Here is a 15,008-nt window from a genome sequence, read left to right as displayed (position 1 = left end):
CGTTTGGTGTTGGGTGCGTTCCCTTACGTCCCGCTCGCCACGCCCACGCCACCGAACTCATCAATGACGGCGTCCCCATCGAAGTCGTCCGCCGCCGCCTCGGCGCTGGTACCCCCAGGGCCGGTTTGGGTCGTCTGTCACAATTCTTGCGAGCACCCCGAATAGGCGCGGTGCGGGGGTGGACCTGCAACGGAACCGGTTTAGCGCACGATCCGGTTCCGATGTTCCTCAGACCCCGGGAAAGCCTAGCTGTCAAAGAACATCAGGGTCGCCTGGTAGTTGTCCTCCTGAAGACACCGCCGCTTACCGGAGCCTGCCGGTCGATCAGGTACTACGCGCTCTTGTCCCGCACCGTTTCGGGGACTTGCGGCGGAGCGCGTCCCATAGGACATCGGCGCTCCGCCGGGAACCGCCTGGGAGCGCGGCTCTCACATGTTCAGGCAGCGAGTTCGTGGTTGAGGTGGTCGCGGAACTCGCGGACCATCATGCTGCCCCTGTACGGCTCAAGCCGGTCGGCGAACTGCCGGATCAGGTCGGTCGAGCGAGCGGAGGTCAGTGCCTTCGTCGCCGGGATCGCGGCTCGAGCGGCGGCGAGGGACTGTTCCAGCTCGCCCATCCCCAGGTACGCCTCGGCCGTGTGCAGCCTGTTGCGCTGGGCGGATCGCGGGAAACGGTTGCCGAACTCCGCCACGGCCGCTTCCGCGCAGTCCGCAGCCCGCCTATGCTCGCCGATCAGGCTCCAACAGCGGCCAATCTGTGCTTTGAACTCCGCCTCGTCGTACCTGGCGATCCACGCCGGGTCGCGGTCGATGGTCCCCTGGGCGTACGCGCGCTCGGCCTCGACGAGCAGCCGCTCAACCTGCTTGGCACCGTGCCTGTCGTGGGTCTCGGCCGCCCCACTCTGCATGGCCGTCGCCCATGCCTGCTTGGTCAGCATCAGCGCCATGACATGCGGAGATGCCTGTGCGCGGCGTGCGGTGTCGGCCGCGGCTCTGGCCAGCCACACCGCCAGGGCGGCCTGCTCCAAATGAAGCGCCTGCGAGGTCATCGTCACCAGTATCCAGACACCGGTCAGCGGGTCGTTCCCCGTCTTCGCCAGCCGCAGCGCCTGACCGAAGTGCTGCTGCGCCTGACCGTGCTGGTTCAGGTCGAAAGCCGTCCAGCCCGCCAACCAAGTCATTCCGGCCGCCGCCGACATCAGCGCCGATCCCACCTGGTCGTCGTAGCGGCCTCGCAGCAACGGGGTCACCGTGGTGTCCAGGTACCGAACCACCGTCGGGCGGACCAGACCGGCCCCGAACTGGTCGTCCAGGTTACTGAAAACCTTGCGCGCCTCGTTGATCCGGTCGATATCGGCCTGGCCCACCGTGCGCCTGTTTCCTCGCTGCGCGACCGCCTGAGGCGGGTCGCTGTAGTTCCACGCCGTTATCCAACCCGCCAAAACCGAGGGCACGAACGGCAACGCGGTCAGCAGGTGGCGGCGGGATTCGTCCATCTCATACCTCCACAGCAGCGCGGCCGACTTCACGCTAGCCGCCGTCGATGTGTCGCCGTACTCCGTGACCGGCCACGAAGATGTCTCCCCGAGGGCCCACCCTTCTATCCACTGCTCGACCTCGGCGGACTCCGCCTCGAACACTGCCGCGATCTTCCTGCGGCTGTGCGGCCGGATCCCCTGCTCGCTCCGCTCCCACCTCCCCCACGTCCCCACGGCCACCCCGACCGCGCCCGCAGCCTCCTCCTGCGTCATCCCCCGCTCCAGCCGCGCCCTCAACAGATCCGGACGCCCCTTCCCGTCGCGCGCCTTCCCCATGGCCACTCTCCTTCGGTAGTCGAATCACCACCCATTGTGATGTCCGCAGGCCCCGGTCACCATCCCCCCAGCCAAACGACAGATTTTCGCCCACCAATGCTCGATACGACCGGCTGACACCCAGCCACGTTCGCCGTTGGCCGGGTCTCATCGGACAGTGATCAATGATCAGATGTCGATGTTCACCCTCGTCACCATGCTGGCGTTTCCTGCTGGGCACAGCCCCACAGCGAACGGAGCACGCCCATGCCACCAGCCGGCGACATCCCTCCAGGTGCCCCGCACCACCCCGCAGAAAGCCCGGCTCCCCCACCCGCCCGCAACTGGAAGCCCTTCACCCCGGCCGGACCGGTCGCCCCGCCGAGGTACGACACCGGAACAACGGACCGGAATATCGAGACGCCGGGACAAAACGCCGAAATCCCGGGCAAGGCCAGCGGCACGACGGGACAGGACAGCAGCGCGACGGAGCTATACAGCGGGACGACGGCATGGGAAAGCAGCACGGCCAGGCTGAACAACGGGACGACGACGGGACGAGACAGTGACGTGGCGGGGCGAAGTGATATCCATGCGCTGGTCAAAGTGCTGCGACCCGGCTCCGTCTCCCGCCGCGCTCGCGCCGTCGTCCGCGACGTACTCCAGCACGCGGGCCTGCCCGGCGACGACATCGACACCGCCGAACTCATCGTCGCCGAACTCGCCGCCAACGCCGAGAAACACGCCCGTCCCCCGTACGAACTGCGCGTCTTCCATCTGGATGGCATCCCCACCTGGTGCGAGGTCGCCGACGGCGCCCCCAACACCCACGAGGTCCGCCTCATCCTCAACCTGCTGCACTCGGTGACGGAGATCGGCCTGCCCCTGCTCGCTGAGAACGGCCGCGGCCTGCTCCTGGCCCACCGGCTCTCCGGCGGCCACTGCCAGACCTACCCCGTCACCACCCTGGCCGCCACCCCCGGCAAGGCCGTCGCCTTCGCCCTGCCCACCCTCTCGGGCAACCGCCTCATCTTCCCGTCCCTCCCCGACCTCCGACCCGGCCTGGCCGACCTCCGCCGCTGGTCATCGGGGTGAACTATGCCCCCGCTCGGGGTGCCGGGGGCCGTATCCGGGCGGGGGAACCAACGGGGTCTGGTAGGGCTTCCACCCATCGGCCGAGCATCTCGTAGGCGACGGTGAACAGCAGGGTAGGGGTACGCGCACAGGTCACGGCTGCTCTCAGCTGTCAGGTCGGGGTGCATGGGCAGGATGTACAAGGCTGCGGGGGCAAGATGCCTTGGCTCGTTCGGTCCTGCCGAGCTGTTGACAAGCGCTGAGACGCGGGCCACGCTGCTGCGTCTCGTGCACCTCCGGTCTCGGTGCGAGGCTTCGCGCGTGGAAGGACATGGCTTCCACACGTTCGAGAACACAGCGGACCTGGGCGCGCTCGGCGCGGCGGGGATTGAGCGGATGCACCAGGGGGCGGCAGGCCTTGCGGAAGACCTCCAGCGCCGGGCCACGATGCGCATCGACGCCGAGTGGTCCCAGGTCGACGACCCCCGCAGCCAGGAACGACAGGCCTGGAGCTGACCCTCGTACGCGTCTGTCCGCACCCTTCAAGGACACAGCATGACCAGAACCGTCATCACCACCGAGAACGCCCTCGCCCTGGCAGCCCCGCTGTCCCAAGGCATCCGCAAGGGTCCCGTCCTGCAGGTCTCCGGGCAGCTCCCGCTCGATCCGGACACGGGCAAAGTCGTTGGCACCACGGTCGCCGAGCAAACCGCGCAGACCCTGCGCAACGTCACCGCCGTCCTCAAGGCGGGCGGCGCAGGCTTGGAGGACGTCGTGATGCTCCGCGTGTACCTCACCGATCCCGCCCACCTGGCCGAGATGAACGAGGCTTACGCGGCGGCCGTCGGTGAGCCCTTCCCCGCCCGCACCACCGCCTATATGCGGCTTCCGCCGAGACTACTCGTGGAGGTCGACGCCCTGGCAGTGCTGGACGACCGACCAGGATGGCCGGTCGTCTGACGAGGGCGTGCATCAGCCTGAGGGTTCCGTCGGCGGAACTGCTGGACGCCCTGTGCGCACCGGCGGGACGACCGGCACCCTCCTTCGGGCCTCGTCCCGTACGTCGCGTCTACGGGCAGGTGCTCCAAGCAGTGGGGGCGTCGCCGCTGGGCATGCTGCAGCCGGGCGATGTGAGCGCGGGCCTCTTGAACGCAGAAGTCCCGGCCCAGTCGGATACGGCCGCACTCCGCATCCGGCGCACGGTCGACGACCTGGGATCGGCCAATCTGTGGGAGCCGGTTCGCAGCACCGCCGTTCGAGCTCGACATGAACAACCGGCTCGACCTGGCCGTCACGGCGGCGGCGGCGGTGCCCGGCCCACGCAGCGCGCCGGACCCGCCAGAACAGCAGTCGACACCGGACACCGCGGCGCCCCAGCATTGTCGATAGGTCGCTGGGCGACATATGTTGAGTGGATGAGCGAGCGTGTATTGCAGGAGCCGACTCTTCTGGTGCTGACAGCCCTGGCGGACGAGCCGCGGCATGGTTACGCCATCGCCCAGGAGGTGAAATCACTCTCCGGTAACCGGGTGATCTTGCGTACCGGCACCCTCTACGGTGCCCTCGATCGGCTGCAGAAGGAAGGGCTGATCGAGGTGCATCGTGAGGAGGTCGTCGACGGCCGGGCCCGCAAGGTCTACGCTTTGGCGCCGTTGGGGCGGGAGAGGCTGGCGGTCGCGGCGGAGCGGATGGCGGCCACCGCCCGTGAAGCCCGCCGGCGACTGGGGGCCTCCGGGGTGGCGGTGACGCAGGCGTGATCGGGCTGGTTCTGCGCCTGTATCCGCGGCGGTATCGTCTGGAGTGCGGTGAGGAAATCCTTGCCGTCTATCAGCAGACCGCGGCGGAAGCCTCCCCTGCGGGCAGGTTCCGGGAGGCCGCGGACATCGCCGGTCACGCGGTGCGGATGAGGCTGGGCGTGAGTTCCGCGACAGCCGCAGGACGATTACTGGCAAGCGCGGCGCCGTTCGCGGTGGCCGCGGCGGCGGCGGGTTGCGGTGTGCATCTGAGCCGCTGGTATGCCGGCGTGGTCGCCTCACCGGCCCCGGTGCGTTTCTTCGCCGACGCGTGGAGCGCGCTGCTGCTCGCTTCGGCGCTGGTCGTCGTCGGGGCGGTCACGGCGCTGACGGGGCGGTGGCGGGGAGGTGTGGTCGCGGTCGCCGTCGGACTCGCGGGGTCGGCCGTCGCGGCTGTCGTCAGCGGGCCCGCGTTCGGCGACCCGATCGTCACCCCAGCCATGGCGCTGCTCACCGCCTTGGTCGTGTTGGCCTGTCCGCCCGATCTGATGCCGGGGCCCAGGGTGTGTGCCGCAGCCGGCGCGATGGCTGCCGCGGCGTGGCTGCCGGTGACCGCTCTCTACGCGGACGTACTGCCGATCAGCACCGACTACGGCATGTGGCCCCTGCTTGTACTCGCGGCCACCGGCCTCACGCTGGCTTGGCGGTCAAGGTCACCGGGGCTGACCGAGACGGCCGTGATGACCGCAGCCTGCCCGCCGTTCCTTGCCTACGCCTACACAGGAGCCTGGGGTCAACCGCTTCCCGTCCTGGGGATCGCCGCGGTTGTGCCGCTGGCCGGTGCGCTGGCCGCCGGCGTGCACGCACTTCGCCTTCGCGGCCGGCCCAGCCGGCGCTAAAGCCCTTCACCAGCAGCCCTCCTCAACTCGGGGGGCGGCTTCGTGTTTGCTGACCACCCTTCCGAATAGTCAGGTAACCGGCATATATCCTTGGGGGAGTTATTCAACTATTCGGCTCATAGGGCTGTGTGTGCCGTCCTATGTCCGACCGCACCCGGCGCTCGCCCCCGCAGGACCGCGCCGGCACGGAGGAGAACCTCGATGCCGTTCACGCTGTCCCACCCCGCAGCCGTCTTGCCGCTGTTGCGCCACCCGTTCTCCCCGGCCGCCCTGGTCTGCGGAGCCATGGCTCCGGACGCGCCGTACTTCCTTGCCGGCGCGCGCATACCCGTGAGTGCCCAGTCCTGGTACGAGCCGTTCCTCAACGCCACCGTCTCCCACAGCCTGTCCGGCATCGCCGTGGGGGTGCCGTATGCGCTGGCTCTCCTGATGCTGTACTGGCTGGTGCGCCGCCCGGCCGCCGACCTGCTGCCCGCCCGGCTCTCCCCGGCCAGGCCAGCCGAGCGCGGCGGTGATGGCCTGCGCCGGACAGGCTGGGTGCTGCTGTCCGTCGTGATCGGCATCCTGTCCCACCTGGTATGGGACTCCTTCACGCACGCCGACGGCTACGTGGTCACTCACCTGAGCGTCCTGCGGTCCTACGTCACGGGGGATCTCACGGTAGCGCGGGTGGTCCAGCACGTCAGCACGGTCGGAGGGCTGGTCGCCATCGCGGCGCACTTGTGGCGCCGCCTGAGCCGAGTCCCCGCCGACACCACCGTCCGGGCCGGGTTTCCGGCAGCGGCACGCTGGAGCGTCATAACAGCGCTGACCGTTGCCGCCCTCACCGGCGCCGTGGTCAACATGCAGACCCTGGAGGACTACCGGGGCGGACCTGCCGCAGCCAACCAGGCAACTGTCCAACAGGTAGTGGAGGGAATCCTCTCGGACTCGGCGAAGGGCGGTGGCGCCGCGCTGGCCTGCGCGCTCGCCCTTTACGCCTGCGCCTGGTGGGTACACAGGGCGATCCGACCCGCTGTGCCGCACGACTTGAGCACACACTGAACTCCTCCCGGTCGCGTCCACGGAAATGGTGTACGAGTTTCCCCACCCAGATGGCGTGGCGCCGTCTGTTGCACCACTCCACCGGAGGCACTGCGGTCCAGTCCGGCCGTGGCCGGTACGTCGGATCGGAACACCTCCATGCCCAGCACCTTGACGACCTGGGGATCGGCGCCCCGGCCCTTGGCTCGCCGTCCCGGGCAAGGCCGGCCGTCACTGTGCACAATAGAACGGCGGCCGAAACAGGCGGCGAGGGCGGGTTTCAGATCCAGGCCGCGCCGATCTTCGTCACCCACTGGCGGCAGTTCCCGCACCCGGAGCGGGCCTGCCACTTGCCGGCCATGGCGTTCCAGGTCTGGGCATGGAAGTAGAGGGTGTCCCTGGGGATCTTGGACACATCGGTGATGCCGGCGCTGTTGAGGTACGCGTTCATCGCGGCGACCTCTCCGCACGCGGTGACCGGCCACTCCTCTACCTGCGTCACACCGGCCAGGACCTTCGCCATGACGGGGTGCTTCTTGCTGAGGGAATACTCTCCGCTGGTCCCCGGCCAGGTCTTGCCCGTCCCGGCGTGGGCGACACGGTAGAACTGGACGATCTCGTCGGGCAACTCCTCGTCGGGGTCCCATGCCTGGTACAGCTCGTTCAGCTTCTGGGGCATGTAGGAGTCGTAGTCCTCGTGTTCGGGCTCCACCAGGACCAAGCCCGCCACCTCGTCGGGGAAACGCTGCGCATAGTGGCGTGCGTAGAGGCCGCCGAATGACACGAATCAGCTTGTCGAGCCCGACGATCATGGCATCGGCCGGTCACGCGGCGGCCTGACCACCAAGACACACGCGCTGGTCGACGGCAAAGGCCGCCCGCTCGTGGTGCTTGTCAGCCCTGGTCAGGCCGGGGACTCGCCGGCGTTGCCCAAGCTGCTCGCCGAGCTGCGGGTGGCCCGCAAAGGCCCCGGCCGGCCCCGCACCACGCCTGAACTGCTGCGGGGGGACAAGGCCTATTCGTCACGTGGCCATCGAGCGATGCTGCGGGCGCGTGGCATCAAGACGGTCATTCCTGAGCCGGCAGACCAGGCGGGGCACCGCCGGCGTCGTGGCTCCCGGGGTGGCCGGCCCGTCTCCCATGACAGCGAGGACTACAAGAACCGCAACGTCGTGGAACGGTTCTTCAACCGGATGAAGAACTGGCGCGGTCTGGCCACCCGCTACGACAAGCATGCCGTTGTCTACCGCGGCGGCGTTGTCCTCGCCGGCCATCCTGGATTGGCTCAAGCGGCCATGAGGCGCGGTTACCCGCCGTTGTGTCCGTGATTCAGCGGACACGTAGGTCCTTCGGTCGTTAGAGTTGAAGCTGTTGCGGAATCCCGCCCGCCTGGGGAATTGAGGAGCACTGATGTCTACAACGATGACCGGAGCTCCCGTTCGCCCCTTGGTGACCGCAGTCGCAGGCTTGTAACGCCGCGCGTGTAGCAGCAAAGTCAGCACACATCCCGGTCGCCGGGGCGAGGTGACACGTGTCACCGGCCCTTGGCGCTGTTTGGCGTCTCCGTTCGCCTTTCCGGGAGTTCTGCTGTGTCCGCTCGTCATTCTTCACTGCTCCGTGTACGTGTCCTGGTCGAACGCCTGATCGCTGCCCCGTTCGGCAGGAAATCTCAACGGTCGAGGTCAGCTCCGCCTGCTCCGAACTCCGCTGATCAGACTGTCAACCGGAATGTCCGCCTGCTGAGCTGGTTCAACTTCTTCGGCGACTTCCGCATGTACGGGCCGATTATGGTCATCTACTTCGCGCAAGTCACCGGCTCGTACACCGCTGCCGCCAGCCTCCTGGCGGTGAAGATGCTGTCTTCGGCAGCGTTCGAAGTCCCTACCGGGGTGCTCTCCGACCGCCTCGGCCGACGCGGCACGATGATCGCCGGTGCCGTCGTCATGGTGGCCGCCCATCTCGGGTACGCCGGCGCTTCGGGCTACGGCCTCCTCCTGGCAGCTGTTGTGCTGGAGGGATTGGCGACCTCACTGTGGAGCGGCAACAACGAGTCTCTGCTCTACGACACGTTGCTCGAAGCCGGCCGGGAGGAGGAGTTCCCCCGGCACTCGGGCCGGGTGAACTCGATGTTCCAGATCGCGCTCGCACTGGCGGCAGCCATAGGTGGCGTGGTCGCCGGCGCGTGGTCGCTGCGTGTGGTGGTCGTGCTGTCGGTCGTGCCGCAGGTGCTGTGCGTGCTCGTCGCCTTGCGGGTCCGGGAACCGCGGGTGCACGGCCCGCTGGAATCGAACGTGCTGGTGCATCTTGGATCGGCCCTGCGCGGCATCCGCCGTAATCCGGTGCTCCGCCGGATGACTCTGGTGTCGGCGCTTCGTTACAGCAGCGAAAGCGCGGCCCAGTTGTCGCCTGTTTTCGTGGCAGGGCTGTGGCCGCTCTGGGCGCTGGGCCTGTGGCGCACCTTCGGCCATGGTGTGGCCTTCGTCGGCTTCCGCGTCAGTGGTTGGGTGATCGGCCGGGTGGGCGCGGCCCGCACTCTGCTGTTCGGTGAGCTGTTCGACAACGTGGCGAACTTCGTGGCGCTGGTCAAGCCGACGGTATTTTCGCCCGTGCTGCTTGGGTCACCGGCCTACGGCATGTCGACAATCGCCCAGCAGACGTTGCTGCAGCGAGAGTTCACCGACCGGGAACGCGCGACGATGGGTTCGCTTGCGTCGCTGCTCGGCAGCGTGCTCTACGCGCTCGTCGCCCTGGGAGCCGGCCTGGTGGCAGACCGTTGGGGCATCGTTCCGGCGTTGCTCGCGATCCAGGCGGTGGTGCTGATCGCACTTCCGCTCGCCTGGTGGGTGCACGCGCACGCTTCTTCGCTCCCCGCGGGCGCTGGGACGGTGACGGGATGAGCGCCTCCTCGGCCCCGGCCAGGCCTGCGGTCGACGTCGCAGTGCTGCAGGGTGAGATCGAAGCGATTTTCGGCTTCCGCTGCTCGGTGCCCTCTTCCGTCGCCGGCGGGCAGGACACCGATGCCTCGGTCCTGCGAGCCACGACGACAGAGGGCCAGGAGGTCGCCGTGAAGGTATCCCTCCGCGCAGGGCGTCCGGGCGGCCTGCTGGTGTCAGACCATCTCGCCGAGCTGGGGCTACGCTGACTCTGCACGCCTTTCTCAACGTCCCATAACTGCGCCGAGCAGGGCCTCTTCCGGCCGCAGGCTGCCCTGACGAGTCGTCTCACTTTGGAGGTTGTGAGACACGGCCTAGCTCACTCTCCGGCACGGGAGACAGGCATCCACCGTGGTCCGCGTCGTCCCGCGAGGAAATCGCCGACGAGCCGCGTGCATAGTTCCGGGTGTTCGAACAGCAGCAGGTGACTCGATCCGGGGACGATCGCGAGGTATCCGTCGGGGAGAGCCCGATACAGCTCCAGAGTGTGCTCAAGGGTCACGATGTCGTCGTCCGCGGCGATCACGAGCGTGGGGCACTTCACCTGTGCCAGGGCCTCGGAAGTGAGTGGCGCACCGTCATCGACGGATGCTGCGATCTTGCGTGCGATGACGGGGAAGTGGGCCTCGCCATCGGGCGAGACCTCGCCATATGCCTCGATCACTTGGGGCGGCCACTCTCCGCCGGCATCGGGTCGCACGATCAGGCCGGCCGGGTCGAACGCGCAGCTGATCAGCACGAGCTGCGACACGAGGCCGGGGCGCTGGGTCGCGACCCACAGGGCGACGCTGGCGCCCGCACTGTATCCGACAAGCGAGGACGGGCCGCCGACTATCCGCTCAGCGAACGCGATCATGTCCGCCGCCATGTTGTCGATGGTGATGGGACCGGCGACATCCGCCGTGTGCCCGTGGCCCCGGCGTTCGGGCAGCAACAGCCGCGAGTGCGAGGAGAGTGTGTCAAGGTTCCCTGCGAAGTCCCGAGAGTCGCTGAAGTTGCCGTGCATCAGGACGACAGGCTCCCCAGCGCCCTTCTCGTCGTACCAGAGATCGACCTCGCCAAGGCGTATGTAGTTGCTCATGCCAAGGTATACGAGGCAGCCTCCCGAAACTCATCGGGCAGACCAAACATCTCGAACATCCGCGATGGCTGTTCAAGGAACGTGGTCCCGGCGATCATCTGGCCGTCGAGCCACTCGATGACCGTGAGCCCGAACGGGCGCAGGTGCCCGATCTCGTCTGGCGAGTACAGTGCGACCGCGGTTGTCCCGTTCGCATGAACCGGCACAACGCGCGAGCCGGCGCAAGGGCTGCCCGCTACTCGCAATGTGGCTTCCATGTCTGCGCGACCGCGCAGCCACCAGGGGAATGGAGGCATCGATGTCCTGCCGTCCTCGCGCAGAAGCCCGGCCAGGGCGTCGACGTCATCGTTCTCGAACGCTTCGCAGTACCGCGCGAGCAGCACCTCAGACGACGGATCCAGCGGGACCGACGGCGCCTGTTTCGTTGCGAGGGTCACCCGCGCACGTTGAAGTGCGCTCGTCACCGAACCGACCGACGTGCCCAGGATGTCGGCCGTCTCGGCAGCAGCACATCCCAGCACGTCAAGCATCAGTCATCGCGGAAACTCAGACCGCGAGATGCCAACTCCTCACGGAGGATTCGTATGGCCTTCGGTCCGACTCCATGGATGTCCAGGAGTTCGCGTTCGGACCGGGCGGCCAACTGTTCGTAACCGGTTATCCCGTTGGCCGCCAGTCCACGTGGCGCAACCTTACCCAGGGAGGGCGGAAACTCTGTCTCGTCCACGATCAATCCTTGTCGGCGGTCGACGGTTGCGTCCACGAAAATAGTGAAGGATGGTTCCCCGCCTGACCAGGAAAACAGCGAAGCCGCCAGCGGGAGGCCCACGGAAGCCAGGACCTTGGGCCGATGGACAGCGATAGCGCCAGCCCTCTCGAACATCTCCTCGGACAGCGACGAAAGCCCAGGGGACTGGAGTTTGTCACGCAACGCAAGCAGAAATTACGGTCCGCGACACCGTACCCGTTCGGCGCACCTTCGTTTCAGGGTTGAAGGGTGTCGTGGTGCGGGGCGGGGTGGCGGATGAGCCGGGAAGAGGTGTGGCGCAGACGCTGCCAGCGGCGCAGCGGGGTGGTCAGTCTCAGCAGATGCTGCAGGGACGTCTCGCCGGCGGCCCAGCGGCCGAGCTCGTCGCGGCCCAGCAGGTGAATCCGGAAGTCGTCGGCCGTTTGGCGGGCATCGCGGGTGAAGGAGCCATTGGTGACCACCACGGCGACGTCGCCGCCGTGCGCGGCGGCGGCCGTGCCGTTGACCTCGTAGATGACCCGGGAGCCGACCTTGGCGGCGGTGGTGGTGTGCTTGCACTGCACGACGATGACGTAGCCACTGCGCTCGCGGCCGATGACGTCGGCCGCCTTGTCTCCGCGCTGTCCCACGTGCCGGGCCGCGATGCCGTCTCGAATCATGAGGTCGCACACGGCCCGCTCGAAATCAGTGGGATTCATCGCATCCAGTTGCGGCAGCGTCAGCTGCAGATGGCGCAGCCGCTCAGAACGGTGCCGGGCGGCAACGGCTTTGAGTTGAGACCATCCAATAATCGCCAGAACAGCGCACACTCCCACGGAAACCCCGATGTACCAGGTGCCGAAAATCGCGTCGACAACGACGCCGATGATTTGAATCGCGAAAGATCCGGCAATGAGTGTTATGACGGCGGCGGCGCACCATTCCACCGGTCCGGCGGGCATTCGTAGCCGGGGAAGGCGCCGCCGCAGTGCGCATGTGAGGCGTTTCACGGCGCCCCGGTCGGCTCGGGCGGCGGCTCCTGGCCGGCGTCGGCAACCTGCTCGGGGGCCAGGACCTGTGCCGGGGGTGCGGGCTCTGACACCGAGGACGGCGGTTGGGCGGGGGCGGGCTGCTCCGTGCCGCTCTGGTTCCAAAACCATGCGATGGCGGCGATGGCGGCCAGGAGGACCCAGCCGGATCCTTTCGCGCTTTTCGGTTTCGGTCTATTGACCCAATGCCCACGCCGATAATACCTGCCTCGCGACATGACTGCTCCCTGAAAATGGTGGTGGTGTTTCGCCGTGTAGCGGCTTATGGGAGATATAAACACGCACCACCGACAGATGAGCCCGCATTCGCGGTGTTCGGGAAAGCAGAGAATGGATAAGTGTGTTTCCACCGGGTGAGCAGATTGTCGCTTCTTTGACGTAGCAGCGGGAGCTGCCCGGATGCCTCATACGCCACCGCGGTGGTCATGCGAGCAGAGTTGGGCCCGGGTCTGCACCTGGTGACGGGCGAGTCAGGATGAGCTTGAAAGGGGATCGGTGTCGTTGCACGGCGAGAGGTGGGTCTCGAGGGGTAGGGAGTGAGTTACGGATCGGTGGCACAGAGTGTTGGTTGTTCGGGTGGGGGCGATCGTGGTGAGTTGAGAGCATCGGGGGTCCGCAGGCGAGCTTAGGGGGCGTACGGATGCGTGCCACGACGACAGGGCCATGCGGACTCTTGAACCGCGACGGCTTCCCCCGCATGCTGAAAGCGAAGGGAGCCTCATGGTCAGTGAGAACGCTGCCAAGCTCGCGGTGCTCATCGATGCCGACAACACCCAACCCGCGATCGTCGAGGCGTTGCTGGCCGAGATCGCCACCTACGGCACCGCGCACGTCAAACGCGCCTACGGCGACTGGACAGGCGCGAGCCTGGGAGGCTGGAAAGAGCGGTTGCTTGCCCAGTCGATCCAGCCGATCCAGCAGTTCGCCTACACCACAGGTAAGAACGCCACCGATGCGGCGCTGATCATCGATGCGATGGACCTACTGTACTCAGGACGCTTCGACGGATTCTGCCTCGTCTCCAGCGACAGCGACTTCACCCGCTTGGCCGCCCGGATCCGAGAATCCGGCCTCACCGTGTACGGATTCGGCGAACGCAAAACCCCCCAGCCCTTCGTCGCAGCGTGCGACAAGTTCATCCACATCGAAAACCTCATCCGCCTCCAAAACTCCGCCATCTCTTCCGGCTCAGCACCCGAACCGGCTCCACGCACCTTGGCCTCGACGTTGAAGAAAGACACCGCGCTGGTCAACCAGCTCCGCACCGCCGTGGAAACCTCCTCCGACGACGACGGATGGGCCCATCTGGGCTACGTCGGCCACATCATTACCAAGCAACGTCCGGACTTCGATTCCCGTAATTACGGCTACACCAAGCTCAGCGATCTGATGGCCGCGACAGCCCTGTTCGAGCTGAATCGCCGCATCCCCAGCGATGGAAAACCCGCGATCGTCTACGTCCGCGACAAACGCCACCACACCAAACGCCCCAAACCCCCACCAGCAAACCCACCCCGAAAAGCGGCCGACCCACCGACTCAAGACGTTCCCGACAACAACGGCGCTCTCGACGGATCCGCAGTGACAACAAGCCCGGTGCTCGGAGCCGGTTGATCTACCGGATCCGAGCACCGGGGCGCAAAGGCGAGCGGCGCAGCTTCCCAAACGTGGCTACGCCAACCTGCTGGAGGCCGCCCACCAGCAGGTTGGCGCGCCGCTCGTGCCGATGTGGGGCAACGTGATCATCAAGACCTGGCTGAAACGCATGCAATATCGACCTGATCTCATCACCGGATTCTTCAACGAGACTGGTCTGCCCTTCGAGCTGTCCTAACCCTGGTGATTCAATCTCAGTAATAGCACATTCGTTAACGGCGCCCCGCCTACAACCGAAGAGCTAGGCCGGTCGGACGTCGATGTCGCACTGCCAGGACTTTCCTTCGTCGTTGGTGACACAAGTAACGACAACGTTATATATGCGCGCATTTAATATTCCGACTATGAATTCTGGGGTGGTCCCTATTGTCAGCGGGACGACGTCGCTGAAGGTGCCTTCCAACGGTGGAGGCTCGATGGTTCGCTGCCAGTCGAATCGCTCGAAGTTGCCTTCGGCGACCAGCCGGTAGAAGTCGTCGGCCGTCATCGTTCCTTTACGAGCGATGGCCCCCGTAGCGCTTTTCAGTGACTCCAGGGGTTCACCGACCTGCCGTTCGGCGATGGCGATAACCTCCCGCACCGTAATGTCACCCCCGCGGATGTCGATAGGTGCGGATGTCGCCACGCTGACTGTTCCTGAAGGTGTCGCGTGCGCCGATACGGCGGTGAGGTTGAAGATTACCGCGATACTCGCAGCGGCGGAAACCGTGCTGACGATGCGGGCGATCCTGCCTGTCAGTTTCCTTGCTCGGATCATGAATTGGCTCCATTTCCTAGAAGTGTATGTGAGTTGTTGTCGCGTGTGGGGGCGTACTGTCCCGTTCCATCGCGCTGTCGATATCGTCACACGCAGGGCTGAAATAGTGCTGATGTGGCCCTGAAACCCACGTCAGAACTGGGGCGACGCACGAGTGGAGACTGTATGGCTCGCCACCGCGAGCAAGGGCAAGGCAGCGGGCAGTCCGGCGGCGACGGTGGCGATCATGCCGGGGTGCTTGTGTGGGTATTCGATCCGGTGCAGCCCGGAAGCGGCGATCGCCT

16 protein-coding genes are annotated in these 15,008 nt (G+C 66.6%); 10 read left to right on the top strand and 6 right to left on the bottom strand.

Annotated features, from left to right (window positions below):
- Positions 1 to 436: 436 nt before the first annotated feature.
- Positions 437 to 1,813: a hypothetical protein gene (locus ACWD3H_RS46240; protein ID WP_451959587.1), complete on the bottom strand. Its 1,377-nt coding sequence runs from the start codon at positions 1,811 to 1,813 to the stop codon at positions 437 to 439.
- Between the two features lie 585 nt (positions 1,814 to 2,398).
- Between ACWD3H_RS46240 and ACWD3H_RS46235 the strand changes: the two genes are divergently transcribed.
- From ACWD3H_RS46235 to ACWD3H_RS46210, 6 genes are all read left to right on the top strand, one after another.
- Complete coding sequence (locus ACWD3H_RS46235; protein WP_451959586.1) at positions 2,399 to 2,887, top strand: ATP-binding protein; 489 nt, start codon at positions 2,399 to 2,401, stop codon at positions 2,885 to 2,887.
- 300 nt (positions 2,888 to 3,187) lie between these two features.
- A complete protein-coding gene (locus tag ACWD3H_RS46230; RefSeq protein WP_451959585.1) occupies positions 3,188 to 3,382 on the top strand; it encodes a hypothetical protein in 195 nt (64 codons plus the stop codon).
- 39 nt (positions 3,383 to 3,421) lie between these two features.
- On the top strand, positions 3,422 to 3,826 hold the full coding sequence (locus ACWD3H_RS46225; RefSeq protein ID WP_451959584.1) for a RidA family protein: 405 nt from the start codon (positions 3,422 to 3,424) through the stop codon (positions 3,824 to 3,826).
- Between the two features lie 455 nt (positions 3,827 to 4,281).
- The gene (locus ACWD3H_RS46220; protein WP_451959583.1) at positions 4,282 to 4,623 is read left to right on the top strand and encodes a PadR family transcriptional regulator; all 342 of its coding nucleotides are present in this window, start codon (positions 4,282 to 4,284) and stop codon (positions 4,621 to 4,623) included.
- Positions 4,620 to 5,498: a hypothetical protein gene (locus ACWD3H_RS46215; RefSeq protein WP_451959582.1), complete on the top strand. Its 879-nt coding sequence runs from the start codon at positions 4,620 to 4,622 to the stop codon at positions 5,496 to 5,498. The genes ACWD3H_RS46220 and ACWD3H_RS46215 overlap by 4 nt, the downstream gene beginning before the upstream one ends.
- 201 nt (positions 5,499 to 5,699) lie before the next feature.
- On the top strand, positions 5,700 to 6,542 hold the full coding sequence (locus ACWD3H_RS46210) for a DUF4184 family protein (protein WP_451959581.1): 843 nt from the start codon (positions 5,700 to 5,702) through the stop codon (positions 6,540 to 6,542).
- A gap of 259 nt (positions 6,543 to 6,801) precedes the next feature.
- On the opposite strand, the gene ACWD3H_RS46205 is transcribed toward ACWD3H_RS46210, so the two are convergent.
- Positions 6,802 to 7,305, bottom strand: a complete 504-nt coding sequence (locus ACWD3H_RS46205; protein ID WP_451959580.1) for an alpha/beta fold hydrolase — start codon at positions 7,303 to 7,305, stop codon at positions 6,802 to 6,804.
- Between the two features lie 31 nt (positions 7,306 to 7,336).
- Between ACWD3H_RS46205 and ACWD3H_RS46200 the strand changes: the two genes are divergently transcribed.
- From ACWD3H_RS46200 to ACWD3H_RS46190, 3 genes are all read left to right on the top strand, one after another.
- Positions 7,337 to 7,849 (top strand): IS5 family transposase, encoded by a 513-nt coding sequence (locus ACWD3H_RS46200; RefSeq protein ID WP_451959588.1) that lies wholly within the window; start codon positions 7,337 to 7,339, stop codon positions 7,847 to 7,849.
- Between the two features lie 261 nt (positions 7,850 to 8,110).
- On the top strand, positions 8,111 to 9,418 hold the full coding sequence (locus ACWD3H_RS46195; protein WP_451959579.1) for an MFS transporter: 1,308 nt from the start codon (positions 8,111 to 8,113) through the stop codon (positions 9,416 to 9,418).
- Entirely contained in the window at positions 9,415 to 9,663 is a 249-nt protein-coding gene (locus ACWD3H_RS46190) for a hypothetical protein (protein ID WP_451959578.1), read from the top strand. The genes ACWD3H_RS46195 and ACWD3H_RS46190 overlap by 4 nt, the downstream gene beginning before the upstream one ends.
- A gap of 110 nt (positions 9,664 to 9,773) precedes the next feature.
- On the opposite strand, the gene ACWD3H_RS46185 is transcribed toward ACWD3H_RS46190, so the two are convergent.
- The 3 genes from ACWD3H_RS46185 to ACWD3H_RS46175 form a co-directional block, all read right to left on the bottom strand.
- On the bottom strand, positions 9,774 to 10,535 hold the full coding sequence (locus tag ACWD3H_RS46185) for an alpha/beta fold hydrolase (protein ID WP_451959577.1): 762 nt from the start codon (positions 10,533 to 10,535) through the stop codon (positions 9,774 to 9,776).
- Positions 10,532 to 11,065 carry a nuclear transport factor 2 family protein gene (locus ACWD3H_RS46180; RefSeq protein ID WP_451959576.1) on the bottom strand — a complete coding sequence of 178 codons (534 nt, stop codon included), beginning with the start codon at positions 11,063 to 11,065 and terminating at the stop codon, positions 10,532 to 10,534. Before ACWD3H_RS46180 ends, ACWD3H_RS46185 begins: the two co-directional genes overlap by 4 nt.
- Before the next feature lie 454 nt (positions 11,066 to 11,519).
- The gene (locus ACWD3H_RS46175) at positions 11,520 to 12,224 is read right to left on the bottom strand and encodes a restriction endonuclease (protein WP_451959575.1); all 705 of its coding nucleotides are present in this window, start codon (positions 12,222 to 12,224) and stop codon (positions 11,520 to 11,522) included.
- Positions 12,225 to 13,031: 807 nt separating this feature from the next.
- On the opposite strand from ACWD3H_RS46175, the gene ACWD3H_RS46170 reads away from it, so the two are divergent.
- Positions 13,032 to 13,925 (top strand): NYN domain-containing protein, encoded by an 894-nt coding sequence (locus ACWD3H_RS46170; RefSeq protein WP_451959574.1) that lies wholly within the window; start codon positions 13,032 to 13,034, stop codon positions 13,923 to 13,925.
- A gap of 283 nt (positions 13,926 to 14,208) precedes the next feature.
- On the opposite strand, the gene ACWD3H_RS46165 is transcribed toward ACWD3H_RS46170, so the two are convergent.
- Entirely contained in the window at positions 14,209 to 14,724 is a 516-nt protein-coding gene (locus ACWD3H_RS46165; RefSeq protein WP_451959573.1) for a hypothetical protein, read from the bottom strand.
- Positions 14,725 to 15,008 lie beyond the last annotated feature (284 nt).

It is taken from the genome of Streptosporangium sp. NPDC002607 (assembly GCF_053592655.1).
Note: the sequence above shows the minus strand (reverse complement) of the source record. Positions and strands in the feature narration are given on the sequence as shown.

What these genes read in the sequence shown, in the direction of transcription:
- ACWD3H_RS46170 (WP_451959574.1), top strand. Translation starts at nt 13,032, where the DNA reads ATGGTCAGTGAGAACGCTGCCAAGCTCGCGGTGCTCATCGATGCCGAC.
- ACWD3H_RS46185 (WP_451959577.1), bottom strand. Translation starts at nt 10,535, where the DNA reads ATGAGCAACTACATACGCCTTGGCGAGGTCGATCTCTGGTACGACGAG.
- ACWD3H_RS46240 (WP_451959587.1), bottom strand. Translation starts at nt 1,813, where the DNA reads ATGGGGAAGGCGCGCGACGGGAAGGGGCGTCCGGATCTGTTGAGGGCG.
- ACWD3H_RS46180 (WP_451959576.1), bottom strand. Translation starts at nt 11,065, where the DNA reads ATGCTTGACGTGCTGGGATGTGCTGCTGCCGAGACGGCCGACATCCTG.
- ACWD3H_RS46165 (WP_451959573.1), bottom strand. Translation starts at nt 14,724, where the DNA reads ATGATCCGAGCAAGGAAACTGACAGGCAGGATCGCCCGCATCGTCAGC.
- ACWD3H_RS46210 (WP_451959581.1), top strand. Translation starts at nt 5,700, where the DNA reads ATGCCGTTCACGCTGTCCCACCCCGCAGCCGTCTTGCCGCTGTTGCGC.
- ACWD3H_RS46190 (WP_451959578.1), top strand. Translation starts at nt 9,415, where the DNA reads ATGAGCGCCTCCTCGGCCCCGGCCAGGCCTGCGGTCGACGTCGCAGTG.
- ACWD3H_RS46220 (WP_451959583.1), top strand. Translation starts at nt 4,282, where the DNA reads ATGAGCGAGCGTGTATTGCAGGAGCCGACTCTTCTGGTGCTGACAGCC.
- ACWD3H_RS46175 (WP_451959575.1), bottom strand. Translation starts at nt 12,224, where the DNA reads ATGCCCGCCGGACCGGTGGAATGGTGCGCCGCCGCCGTCATAACACTC.
- ACWD3H_RS46225 (WP_451959584.1), top strand. Translation starts at nt 3,422, where the DNA reads ATGACCAGAACCGTCATCACCACCGAGAACGCCCTCGCCCTGGCAGCC.